The sequence below is a fragment of the Thalassospira marina genome (genome assembly GCF_002844375.1).
GTDB lineage: Bacteria > Pseudomonadota > Alphaproteobacteria > Rhodospirillales > Thalassospiraceae > Thalassospira > Thalassospira marina.
This window is the reverse complement of the sequence record NZ_CP024199.1, coordinates 4,444,058-4,456,095: the sequence shown is the minus strand read 5'-3', so window position 1 is coordinate 4,456,095 and position 12,038 is coordinate 4,444,058. Positions and strand designations below refer to the sequence as shown.

General features: G+C 56.4%; 9 protein-coding genes. All 9 read right to left on the bottom strand.

Features of this window, described 5'->3' with window-relative positions:
• Window positions 1–27: 27 nt before the first annotated feature.
• The 9 genes from CSC3H3_RS20295 to cobU all read right to left on the bottom strand — a co-directional run bounded on the left by CSC3H3_RS20295 (window position 28) and on the right by cobU (window position 12,020).
• Window positions 28–840: a class I SAM-dependent methyltransferase gene (locus CSC3H3_RS20295; RefSeq protein ID WP_101286001.1), complete on the bottom strand. Its 813-nt coding sequence runs from the start codon at window positions 838–840 to the stop codon at window positions 28–30.
• Complete coding sequence (locus CSC3H3_RS20290) at window positions 837–1,511, bottom strand: glutathione S-transferase family protein (protein WP_101286000.1); 675 nt, start codon at window positions 1,509–1,511, stop codon at window positions 837–839. The genes CSC3H3_RS20295 and CSC3H3_RS20290 overlap by 4 nt, the downstream gene beginning before the upstream one ends.
• Before the next feature lie 185 nt (window positions 1,512–1,696).
• Entirely contained in the window at window positions 1,697–3,313 is a 1,617-nt protein-coding gene (locus CSC3H3_RS20285; protein WP_245881206.1) for a cobyric acid synthase, read from the bottom strand.
• A gap of 46 nt (window positions 3,314–3,359) precedes the next feature.
• Window positions 3,360–4,004: a cob(I)yrinic acid a,c-diamide adenosyltransferase gene (gene cobO, locus CSC3H3_RS20280; RefSeq protein WP_101285999.1), complete on the bottom strand. Its 645-nt coding sequence runs from the start codon at window positions 4,002–4,004 to the stop codon at window positions 3,360–3,362.
• A gap of 416 nt (window positions 4,005–4,420) precedes the next feature.
• Window positions 4,421–5,101, bottom strand: a complete 681-nt coding sequence (locus tag CSC3H3_RS20275) for a hypothetical protein (RefSeq protein WP_101265539.1) — start codon at window positions 5,099–5,101, stop codon at window positions 4,421–4,423.
• Between the two features lie 473 nt (window positions 5,102–5,574).
• Window positions 5,575–6,462: an endo alpha-1,4 polygalactosaminidase gene (locus CSC3H3_RS20270; RefSeq protein ID WP_101285998.1), complete on the bottom strand. Its 888-nt coding sequence runs from the start codon at window positions 6,460–6,462 to the stop codon at window positions 5,575–5,577.
• Window positions 6,449–10,261 (bottom strand): cobaltochelatase subunit CobN, encoded by a 3,813-nt coding sequence (gene cobN / locus CSC3H3_RS20265; protein ID WP_101285997.1) that lies wholly within the window; start codon window positions 10,259–10,261, stop codon window positions 6,449–6,451. Before cobN ends, CSC3H3_RS20270 begins: the two co-directional genes overlap by 14 nt.
• A 144-nt stretch (window positions 10,262–10,405) precedes the next feature.
• Complete coding sequence (gene cobW / locus CSC3H3_RS20260; RefSeq protein WP_101285996.1) at window positions 10,406–11,446, bottom strand: cobalamin biosynthesis protein CobW; 1,041 nt, start codon at window positions 11,444–11,446, stop codon at window positions 10,406–10,408.
• Between the two features lie 46 nt (window positions 11,447–11,492).
• Window positions 11,493–12,020: a bifunctional adenosylcobinamide kinase/adenosylcobinamide-phosphate guanylyltransferase gene (cobU, locus tag CSC3H3_RS20255; RefSeq protein ID WP_101285995.1), complete on the bottom strand. Its 528-nt coding sequence runs from the start codon at window positions 12,018–12,020 to the stop codon at window positions 11,493–11,495.
• Between the last annotated feature and the right edge of the window lie 18 nt (window positions 12,021–12,038).

Genomic DNA, 12,038 nt, shown 5'->3' with positions numbered 1-12,038 from the left:
TTTAAAGCCCTTTGCCCTTAATCAGGCTTACGCCGGGCGTGTTGCCACCCAAACCTGATTGGCGGCATAACAGGGGGCTTCCTGGTTAAACCCTGAATATTCCGAAATCGAAACAAACCCGCAAATTTCCAGCATCAATGCCATTTCCGCCCGATGGACCCAGCGCATATGATGCCAGTTATCCTCACGCCGCAGGATTTTTCCTTCGGGGGATAATTCCTCGAACCGCCAATGTTCGCAAAACTGCTGGGTTAGCGGGGTATTGCTGCGTTCCATGGCGGTAATGCGCAACCGGCTGTCAGGTTCGCCAACACCGGCAGGCATGGGAAATAGCGGCAATTGCACAATTTCCGCATCGCCTTCGGGCAGGCAATAGCGCAAATCAGGGTCGATCAGGTCAAACACCAGCCTGCCACCGGGTTTTAAATGGGCAAAGGCCCGCGACAGCGCGGCACGCTGCCCGGCGGCCGTGGTTACTTCCTGTAATCCGCGAAAGGGAATAATCACCAGGGCAAAACGGCACCCCAGATCAAAATCGCACATATCGGCCTGATGCCATGTCAGATCGGGATAATGACGGCGCGCCTGTGCCAGCATCGCACCGGAAAGATCCAACCCTTCAACATCAATACCATGGCGCGCAATTTCACCGGCAATGCGGCCGGTGCCACAACCCAGTTCCAACACCGGGCCACCCGCCCTGATCGCCCAGTCACGGTAAAAGGGCAGCGGGTCATCAAACAGTTTGCGGTCCAGTTCGGCCCGCAAATCATAACTGGCAACATTCAGCCCGCCATCAGGGTAAAAACCGTTTTGCGAGGGCGGGATGGATGATGTCATTCAAAATCCAGGTCGGCGTAATGGGATGCCGGTGGGAAAACGGCCTGTTTATCGGCCAGAATATCGCGCATCGACGGGCGGCTTTTGATGCGCATATACCATTCCTTCGCCCGTTCATGGCGCGACCATTTAATATCGCCCATATAATCAATCACCGAGATTTGGGCAGCAGCGGCAATATCAGCCATCGTCAAATGGTCACCCGCCAGCCATTTACGCCGTTCAAACAGCCATCCCAGATAATCCAGATGATGGGCAACATTCACCCGGCCCGCCCGCAGGCAGCCGGTATCAGGCGTGGAGCCGGGCGTGAAATAGCGTTTCAGGAATTTTTCACCCAAAAGGTTTTCCGTGACTTCCTGATTGAACTTGCCATCAAACCACGCGACCAGACGGCGGATTTCGGCCCGTTCAACCGGGGTTTTGCCCATCAGCGGTTCGTCGGTGTAAACTTCGTCGATATATTCGCAAATCACGGTCGAGTCTGAAATGACGGTGCCATCTTCTTCCTGCAAAACCGGGACGGTGCCCGCCGGATTCATGCGCAGGAATTCTTCACGCCGTTCCCACACCGGTTCTGCAACCAGTTGAAAATCCAGTTTCTTTTCCGCAAGAACCAGCCGGACCTTGCGGGAAAACGGGGACAGCCAGAAGTGATATAATTGACGCATGGTCAGAAGTTTACCGATCAGGAATGAAGATGTGACGATTTCACGGTGTTTGACCCGGTTTGGGACCGATTTGCAATGGTTTTAAAAAACATGTGTCAGGGGGTGATGTAAAGACATCGATCCCGCCAGAGGCCATGCGGTTTAAACATGGCATCATTATGAGACAAAACCGTTAACAAAACGAATTAAATCATCGGATTATTACGTGTTTTTGCCAGCGCCCACAGGGCGTCCAGATCAAGGCACTGTTCAAGATGGGCCGCCAGCCCGTCCAGCGTTGCATCAATGCCGGCCTCAAAGGCAACATTCTGGTCCCACGGCCCCTGCCCGCTGATCGCCGCAAGATAGGCCCGGCGAAAATCATCGCTGGTAAACAGGCCATGCAAATAGCATCCCATCACCCGGCCCTGCCCGCCAATGGCACCATCCGCATCTTCATTTTCCGGGGTGGCAACCCAGCCAGCCTTGCGGTCCGGCCCGGTGGTTTGCCCCATATGGATTTCATAACCGCCAAGGGCCGTGCCATCGGCCACCGGGCACAGGGCGTTGCCCGCCACATGGGCCTGGCTTTGGCGCAGGGTTTTGCGCCCTTCCATCACGGTTTGCACATCCAGCAGGCCAAGCCCGGCTTCATCACCCGGCTCCCCCTCAACCCCGTTGGGGTCAGAAACACAGGTACCCAGCATCTGATAGCCACCGCAAATGCCCATCACATGGCCGCCATTGCGCCAGTGGGCGATAATGTCGCTATCCCAGCCCTGCGCCTTTAAAAACCGCAAATCCGACAGGGTCGATTTGCTGCCGGGCAACACCACCAAATCACATCCCGCCGGTATGACCTCGCCGGGTTTAACCAGCATCAAATCAATGCCCGGTTCGGCCAGCAGGGGGTCAAGGTCATCAAAATTGGCAATCTGCGGATAATGCGGCACCGCCACGCGAAGCAGGGGTTGCGCTGGTGCCCCTTCCGGCTTGCTTCCCTCAACATCGCCCGTATCCCCAACATTCCTGCCCGTTACCGGGCGCCGCAGGGATTTACGGTAACGTTCCGCCTGGCCCAATGCCACGCCATCTTCGGGCGGCAGCTTTGCCGCATCCGGCCAAAACGTTGCGATACCAAAACTTTTAAGGCCGGTATGATCTTCGATAATCTCCAACGCCGATTCAAACAGCGATACATCACCGCGAAACTTGTTGATCACATAGCCCTTCAGCCACTGCCGGTCGCTTTCAGACAGCAGGTTATGTGTCCCCACGATCGAGGCAATCACCCCGCCCCGGTCAATATCGCCAACCAGCACAACCGGCATTTGGGTGGCTTCGGCAAAGCCCATATTGGCAATGTCGGCAGCCCGCAAATTCACTTCTGCCGGTGACCCCGCCCCTTCGACGATAACAAGGTCGGCATCCGCCGCAATGATCTCAAAACTTTCAATCACGCGCGGCAGAAGGTCGCGTTTCAGGCGGTAATAATCGCGCGCTTTGGCACTGGTCAGGACCTGGCCCTGCACCACCACCTGCGCACCAATTTCGCTTTGCGGCTTTAACAGAACCGGGTTCATATGCACCGTGGTTTCCACCCCAGCGGCCCGCGCCTGCAAGGCCTGCGCCCGGCCAATTTCGCCGCCATCGGCCGTGACGGCGGCGTTATTGGACATATTTTGCGGTTTAAACGGGCGCACCCGCAGGCCACGGTGGGCAAATGCCCGGCACAGGCCCGCCACCAGAAGCGATTTCCCCACATCCGACCCGGTGCCCTGCAACATCAGGGCCGGGGTGCTATTGCCCGCCGGTTTATTCATTATAAAACCGAAACTTTCCTTGCCTGCCGGGCCTTACACCCGAAAATCAAAATTCAACGCCGATCTGCGCCTTGATCCCCTGCTCACGGAACGGGTGCTTCACCAGCGTCATTTCCGTCACCAGATCGGCCGCTTCAATCAGTTTATCAGGCGCATTGCGGCCGGTAATCACCACATGCTGATCGGGCAGTTTTTCCACTAGCGCTGCCAGCACATCATCAAGCGGCAAAAAATCATAGCGCAAAACGATGTTCAGTTCGTCGAGAATAATCATCGAATAGGACGGATCGCGCATCATTTCGCAGGCTTTTTCCCAGGCCTGACGGGCCAGGGCAATATCCTGGGCGCGATTTTGTGTTTCCCAGGTGAAGCCTGCCCCCATCGCGTGGAAATCGCACAGGTCGGGAAATTTCGCCAGTAATTTGGCCTCGCCGGTTTCCCAGCCGCCCTTGATAAACTGGACCACGCCCACCTTCATGTCATGGCCAACACAGCGCATCGCCATGCCAAAGGCCGAGGATGATTTGCCTTTGCCCTTGCCGGTATGAACAATAACCAGACCTTTTTTGTCGATCTTTGCCGCCATCATTTTGTCGCGCGCCGCCTTGATTTTCTTCATTTTTTCATCATGGCGGGCATTTTGCGCATCAAGTTCGCTGGTCGTGGCCGGGCTTTCGGTCTGATCGGTCATTGGTTTCCCATCCTTGCTAAGCTTCGGGCTTTAGTGCCGCATTGAAGGGTGCCAAACTCGGCCAAAGCCCGGTGACAATCAAGAAGGATTGTCAATTTTCAGGGCCGATGCCGGCAATAATTTCAACACCATGTCTCTGCCCATATCCACACTATCCCCCGTCCCCACCAAAATAAAAATGGTGCGCCACACCATATGGCACACCATTTTTCAAATCCGGTTTCATGGCCTTTAAGGCCAAGCCTGCGCAAAGACCGACGGTTGCCTAAAACACCCATCAAAACCTTTGGCCTGTCACAGTACCGGGAGGATGAACCATGACAGATTACCAAAAGGCCACCAAACGCGCGTCGCCGTACCCATCACCGTAAACCCAATGCAAAAGCCCCGGTGCGAAACACCCAACCCGGCATTGCCTAGCGCGAGGCAACACCAAGGTCGGAAACCACCAGATCAGCCCATTTGGCGGGTTCGCGCATGTCGGTGTTGGCCAATTCGGGGCGGCGCATGCGGGCCTTGTTAAACAGTTGCAACCGATCACCCGGCGACATTTGCCGCAACCGAACCAGCGCCTTTGCCATCACTGCATTTGGCGTATTGGCAGGCATGGAAAAGCTGTGTTCAACCAGTTCAAGCCGCCGTTCGGCCCAGTTGCGGCTGGCAACCACATCATCGATCAATGCCCGCAGGTCGCGCACCACGGGGAATGTTTTTTGCCGGATATGGGCCAGCGATACTGTCGCCTGCCAGACGGGTGTTTCCACCCCCTGCAAATAGCGCCAGTAAATCCGTTCACGGGATTTGATATGCTGGTTATCAGGAAGGGGAAAATGGCGGCCCAGCTCGTTCAGGCCATCGCGGAACTGTTTCTGGCTGACCGGTTCGTGGCATTTGCCAAAATGTTCACGCAGGGCCAGCACGGCCCCAATCGCACCGCGTGCCGGGCGCATGGTGCCCTTGCCGTGCAAATCATCGCGCAGCCATTGGGGCACATCCTGCCCGGTTAAAAGGAAATCGATAATATCCGCATGTCCGCCATGTGCGGGGGGCGGTGTTTGCGCATAATGGGGCAAACGAACCTGTTTCAAAGTCTCCATCGCGGCCTCCTGCCTTGGGCCTGGCGCATTTTAACCGGCTGTGTTCGCCGCTGCGTCCTGGCCCCTAATGGGGTGACTCTTCGCCCAACCAAGGGTTAATAAACTATTAACGCATAAATCACCCATTTCGGAAACGTTAAAGTTTACCGAAAGGTTCCGAAAAACCACTTTTTGTGATCAGCACTCCACGCGCCACAACATAAAGTATTTCAGGATTGTTTCTAAATCGATCCGATTTGACAGTCCCCACACCCATTATTGCGCTGTGGTTGACATGGGGCCTGCAAAGACAGGCAAATGACCTGCCCATAGGTGTCTTTCGCGCGGGCAAATGCAGGGCAACGCCATCCCCTGCCGACCGATACATGGGAAGCCAGCGGCGCAAGGCAGCAGGCAGCAGGCAGGCCACGTATTCTCAAAAAACGCAGCCGTGCCCCTCGCCCGTCTCACATGGGGTCATCAGGTATGGAGGTTTACCGGCAATTCTCGATATGGCCCGACAGGTCATAATCGGCCAGAACACCAATAAATCCCTGCTGGCTGATATCGCCGCACATCTTTTTCAGGCTGGCCCCATCTTCGCGATATTCCACGGCAAAGACAGGTTTGTTCTGGTTTCGATACGGGCTGAAATCTTCAAGAAATCCGTCGCGCCAAGCGGATTCCAGCAGGGCGAAATCCATCTCATCCACCAGGTCACCAATCAGGTCAGGGGCGTTTTTCTGGCCAATGGCAAGTCCGCGCTGATGGGCCTGTTCGGTTAACCAGCGCAGATAGGCAAGCTGATCATCGCGCGAAATATCAAACCCGGTTTCATTGTCATAACCATCAATATTATCAGGCTCCACGGCCAAAAATCCCTTGCTGGCACACAAATCCAGCCGGGCTTCAATGATCTGGTTAAACGCCCAATACTGGCTGATATCCAGCCAGCGTTCCCCGTCCCAGCCATCATAGGCCGCACCGATCACGTCTTCGGGGAAATCCGATGCATCATCGCGCCAGTCTTCAAACGCCCCGACATTGACATAACAAACCGGGTAAAGCCCCTGTTTGCGCCATTTTACAACCTGACTTGCCGGGGTATCAAACAGGTCGCTATCAACCACCCGGCTGCCTTTGGCCGGGGTCACATTGCCCTGCAACTGCCAGAAAAACGCCCAATCGGGCACAGCCTGCCATTTCGCAGCAGCCTTTGTGTCACTAGCCTTTGTCTCACCGGCCTGTGCCCCATTGGCATTCAGGCACAACAGCATCGCCGCCGATGCCATAATCCCGGTATTGATCGCGGTCCGGGTCCAGATGCGCAGCAAATTCTGGCGCTGATCATGGTCCGATTTGGCGGTTTTAGTTCTGCGCATCGATCTTCTCCATCAAATCGGCAGTCACGGTGTTGCGCCGTGGTTGCCACAGGCCGCGTTCAATGGCCTCGGCAAGGCGGTCGCGGATATCATTCAAAGCATCGGGGTTATGGTCTGCGATAAAATCGCGCACGATTTCATCGCCCAGATAGGCATCATAAACCAGGTCAAAATGATGGCCGGCAACGCAACGCGCTGTCGCGGCAAAGGCAAACAGGTAATCAACCGTTGCCGCCATTTCAAATGCGCCCTTATAGCCATGCCGCATCACACCGCTAATCCATTTCGGGTTCACCACGCGGGCACGCACCACACGGGCGATTTCTTCGTTCAGGGTACGGATTTTCGGGCTTTCGGGCCGGGAATGGTCATTATGGTAAATCACCGGCTGCTGCCCGGAAAGATGACGCACCGCCGATGTCATTCCACCTTCGAACTGATAATAGTCATCGGAATCCAGCAGGTCATGTTCGCGGTTATCCTGGTTATGGACAATCGCATCCACCGCACCCAACCGCGTTTCAAAAACCCGGCGCGCCTGTGTACCGCTGGCCCCATTACCATAGGCATAACTGCCCCAGGCAAGGTAGGCATTGGCAAGGTCGGCTTCATCTTCCCACAATTTTTCATCAATCATGGCCTGCAACCCGGCCCCATAGGCGCCGGGTTTGGAACCAAACACACGGTAAGCCGCCATTTGCCCGGCCTGTTCGCTTTCCATGCCATCGGCACACAGGCGCACGGTTTCATCGCGCACCCGCGCCGCAATCAGGTTCATGTGGGCAGGTTCATCTTCCAGCGCGGCCACCGCACGCACGGCACTGTCAAACAAATCAATCAGGCCGGGAAAGGCATCGCGGAAGAAACCGGAAATGCGCAGGGTAATATCAATGCGTGGCCGCGCCAACAGCGACAGGGGCAAAACCTCAAACCCCGTCACCCGGCGCGAGGCGGAATCCCATGTTGGCTTAACCCCCATCAGGGCCATGGCCTGGGCTATATCATCGCCGCCGGTGCGCATATTACTGGTTCCCCAAACCGAAAGCCCAAGGGCCGACGGCCATTCGCCATGTTCCTGCACATGGCGTTCAAGCAGCAATTCCGCCGATTTCCAGCCAAGATGCCAGGCCGCCGGTGTCGGCACGGTGCGGGTATCGACCGAATAAAAATTACGCCCGGTTGGCAATACATCGGGCCGCCCCCGGGTTGGTGCGCCCGATGGACCCGGTTCAACAAACTTGCCGGCAAGGCCACGTAAAATGCCCGCAAGCTCCGCCGTACCACATTGCGTTATCGCCGGGCGCAGGGATGTTTCGATATCGCAAAGAACATCCTGTGTATGGTGCCAGCTTGCATCCGCCTGCTTTTCACCCGCCACCAGATCATGGGCCAGCAATTCAAGGCGTTCCACCGTATCGCCCAATGTCCGCCAGGGGCCACATTGCCCGTCATAGGTACAAAGGGCGGCGGGTTTGGGCCCGTACCAAACATCGCCCATGATGCAATCCAGCGGGTCAAACGCCATCTCACCGGTTAGTTCCGGCATCAGGTCGCGCACCAGCGCACGATGCAGGGAGGCGGTTTTGCCGCGATCAACCCCACGGGGCAACCGCGCCAGTGCCACCAAAAGGTCGGTCAACAGGCGACCTTCGGGGGCCTCGCCAAAAATATGCAAACCATCGCGGATCTGAAGTTCCTTCAGCTCGCACAGGTAATTATCCAGTTTTGCCAGCGCGCTTTCTTCATCTTCGCCGGTTTCAATACCGCAATCGCGGTCCAGCCCAATGCGTACCGCCAGTTCCAGAATATCGCGTTTCAGCAGGGCCAAACGGCGCGGGTCAACGGCGGCGGCATCGTAATATTCATCTACCAGGGCCTCCATATCCTTTAGCGGACCATAGCTTTCGGCACGGGTTAAAGGGGGCGTCAGATGGTCAATAATCACGGCCTGCGCCCGGCGTTTGGCCTGGGTACCTTCGCCGGGGTCATTGACGATAAAGGGGTAAAGATGCGGGGTCGGGCCAAAAACGGCTTCGGGAAAGCAGGCATCGGACAAAGCCAATGACTTGCCCGGCAGCCATTCCATATTGCCATGTTTGCCAAAATGGATAATCGCATGGGCATCAAAGCTGTGACGCAGCCAGATATAAAAGGCGAAATAATTATGCGGCGGCACCAGATCGGGCGAATGATAGCTTTCAAGCGGATCAATATTATAACCGCGCGCGGGCTGCAAACCGACCACGACATTGCCCATTGGCACAATCGACAGGGCAAATCCGCCTTTATCGGCGCGATAAAACGGGTCGCTTTCCGGCGTGCCCCAGCGATCCATCACCTGATCCCGAATGGCAGCGGGCAGGGCGTCAAAGGCCGCCTTATAATCCGCCAATGGCAGGATGATGCGAATATCGCGCTGATCAAGGGCGGTAAAATCATTGGTCGGGCCGGATTTGACCTGATCAATCAGGGCATCGCCATTTGCGGGCAGGCTGGCAATGTCATAGCCCGCCGCCTGCATGGCCTTTAGCGTGGTGATCATGCCTGCCGGGGTATCCAGGCCAACACCATTGCCCAAACGCGCATCGCGGTTGGGATAGTTCGCCATCACCATCGCCACCCGTTTTTGCGGGGCCGGGGTTTGGCGCAGGCGCACCCAGTTTGCCGCCAGTTGCCCAACAAAATCCACCCGGTCCAGGACCGGGATATATTTGACCAGATCAATCTCGGTCAGCACATCCCGCCCGGCGGAACCCTTAAAGGATATCGCGCGCGAAAAGATGCGGCCATCAACCTCGGGCAGGGCGACATTCATGGCGATATCACGCGCGGCAAGGCCATTTACGCCATCGCGCCAGGCGCTCTCGCTGCCGCCCGACAATACCACCTGCATCACCGGGGCATCCACGGCATCAAACGGGCTTTCGCCGCGCAGGGCACCGGGCACAGCCAGGGCAAAGCCGGTGGTATTTAAAATCAAATCACACTTTGTTTCCGCCAGCCAGTCTGCCACCAGGGCAGCGGCCACCGGGTCCTTCAGGCTGGAAACAAAAACGGGCAGGGCGTTAAGACCGGACCGTGCCAGCGACGTGATCACGGCATCAATCACATCAAGATTACCCGCCTGGATCAGCGCCCGGTAAAAAACCACCGCCACCACCGGCTTGCCAGCCTGCCAAACACCGGCAAGGTCGGACAGGGCCGCATTGCTTTTACCCGGCCAATAAAGCCCGGCCTTTACCAGCGGGGCAGGCGGTTGCCAATGCCATTGGATGGCGGGATCAGCATTATCCGTTTTCGCCGTGATACATTCATAAACATATCGCAACAAATTTTCGGCATTGCCCGGCCCGCCTTCAACCAGATAGCGCCAAACCTGTTGCCATGCCTGGCCTTTGACGGTCGACAGCGACAGCAATTCGGCATCGGGCTGGTCATCGCCGGGAAGCAGCAGTAACGGAATGTAGCGTTCGCGCGCCAGTGCGACGAATTGTTCAATGCCATATTCCCAATAGCCGCGCCCGCCCAGCACCCGCACAATGATGAAACGGGCATGGGACACCACATCATCGATATAAAGATCGACCGACATGTTATGCCCCAGCTGCAACAGACTGGCGAGGCGCAGCGACGGTACCTTGCCGGGAAATTCGGCATTCAGGTGCCCCTGTGCCGTTGCCAGACAGGCCAGTTCGGATTCCGCCGCCGAAAGGATAACCACATCACCGGGGCGTTGGCCCAGATCAACGGCCTCGCTGCCATCGGTGATCATTCCCGGCTGTGCGGCAAGTAAGTGCATGAATAAGGCCTGTCTGCAAAGGGATGGGCATTAAATTATCTGGCCCAAAAACAGCGGCAGCGCATGATCACTGCCGCAATTTTCGGGCACAAAGGGAGCATGCCTGAAGCATTAAGGCTGCTGCCTTTCAGGGTTTAAAGTGGATCAGGCCGCCAGAATGGCGCTGGTAATTGCCTGCTGGTCCATATCATGCAGGCCAATCACCACCAGACGCGACTGGCGGGTTTCGTTTTCCTGCCAGGGGCGGTCAAAATAGCGCTGGAAGCGTTCACCAACACCCTGCACCACATGGCGCATCGGCTTGCCCGGCACATGGACAAACCCCTTGATGCGCAAAACGTCAAATTCCCGCACCACATTGATCAGGCGCTTTTCAAGGGCAGCAGGGTCCGTGACATCATCAAGCGTGACGACAAAGCTTTCAAAATCGTCGTGGTCATGCTCATGGCCGTCATCATGATGGGACGGGCGGCTATCAAGGTCATCCTCGGCGGCGGCCCCCAGGCCGAGCAGCACGGCATTTTCAATGCGCGCATGTTCGGTCGCAATGATTTTGACCGACGGGCGTTTCAGCTCGGCCCGAATATCGGCCTCGACCCTGCTTTTTTCATCGCCGGTCAGAAGGTCGGTTTTGTTTAAAACCACCATATCGGCGCAATGAAGCTGTTCTTCAAACAGTTCTTCAAGCGGGCTTTCGTGATCCAGGTTTTCATCGGCCTCGCGCAGGGCCTGGACTGCGTCGTGATCATGGGCAAACAGGCCATCGCGCAGGGCGGCGGCATCAAGCACGGCAACAACGCCATCGACCGTCACACGCGAACGGATTTCCGGCCAGTTAAAGGCCTTTACCAGCGGCTTGGGTAGGGCAAGACCAGATGTTTCGATAACGATATGATCAGGCGGGGTATCGCGATCCAGCAGCTTTTGCATGGTCGGTACAAAGTCATCGGCCACGGTGCAACAGATGCAGCCATTGGCAAGTTCCAGAACGTCTTCTTCGGCACAGCCTTCAATGCCGCAGCCATTGATGACTTCCATATCCACGCCAACATCACCAAATTCATTGATAATCAGGGCGATACGCTTGCCACCGGCATTTTCCAGCATATTGCGGATCATGGTGGTTTTGCCGGCCCCCAAAAAGCCGGTAATCACGGTTGCGGGAATTTTACCCAAATGCGCCATTATCTTTAAATCCTTGAAAAACCGGGTATCACATACCGGATTGAAATTATTTAACACTCATTGGAATGCCCGCAACCACCAGCGTCACCTGACGCGAAAGTGCGGCAATGCGCTGATGCAGGCGCCCGGCATGGTCGCGAAAGGCACGCGCCATTGCGTTTTCCGGTACAATGCCAAAGCCAACCTCGTTTGAGACCAGCAAAACCGGCAAAGCCAGCCGGGGCAAAAGCGCGCAAAGGCGCTCGATCTCGGCCTCGATATCGTGCTCGCCAATCATAAGGTTGGTCAGCCACAGGGTCAGGCAATCCACCAGAACCGGACCTTCGCTTTGCTGATCAAGGCGTTCAAGCACACCGCACAAATCATGCGGTTCCTCGATCGTGGCCCAAAGCGGGCCGCGGCGCTGTTTATGATGGGCAATACGATCGGCCATTTCATCGTCCCAGGCGCGTCCGGTGGCAATATAGGTGCCCCCGCCTGCCGCAATGACCATATCCTCGGCAAATTTGCTTTTGCCGGAACGTGCGCCACCCAATATCAGGTGAACGCCATTTTCAATAACCTTTGGGGCCATGGCCCGTTCCTTGCGCTA

Bases quoted from the DNA above. Each gene is read 5' to 3' on its own strand.
- cobU (WP_101285995.1), bottom strand. From the start codon at position 12,020: ATGGCCCCAAAGGTTATTGAAAATGGCGTTCACCTGATATTGGGTGGC.
- CSC3H3_RS20285 (WP_245881206.1), bottom strand. From the start codon at position 3,313: ATGAATAAACCGGCGGGCAATAGCACCCCGGCCCTGATGTTGCAGGGC.
- CSC3H3_RS20290 (WP_101286000.1), bottom strand. From the start codon at position 1,511: ATGCGTCAATTATATCACTTCTGGCTGTCCCCGTTTTCCCGCAAGGTC.
- cobW (WP_101285996.1), bottom strand. From the start codon at position 11,446: ATGGCGCATTTGGGTAAAATTCCCGCAACCGTGATTACCGGCTTTTTG.
- CSC3H3_RS20275 (WP_101265539.1), bottom strand. From the start codon at position 5,101: ATGGAGACTTTGAAACAGGTTCGTTTGCCCCATTATGCGCAAACACCG.
- cobN (WP_101285997.1), bottom strand. From the start codon at position 10,261: ATGCACTTACTTGCCGCACAGCCGGGAATGATCACCGATGGCAGCGAG.
- cobO (WP_101285999.1), bottom strand. From the start codon at position 4,004: ATGACCGATCAGACCGAAAGCCCGGCCACGACCAGCGAACTTGATGCG.
- CSC3H3_RS20270 (WP_101285998.1), bottom strand. From the start codon at position 6,462: ATGCGCAGAACTAAAACCGCCAAATCGGACCATGATCAGCGCCAGAAT.
- CSC3H3_RS20295 (WP_101286001.1), bottom strand. From the start codon at position 840: ATGACATCATCCATCCCGCCCTCGCAAAACGGTTTTTACCCTGATGGC.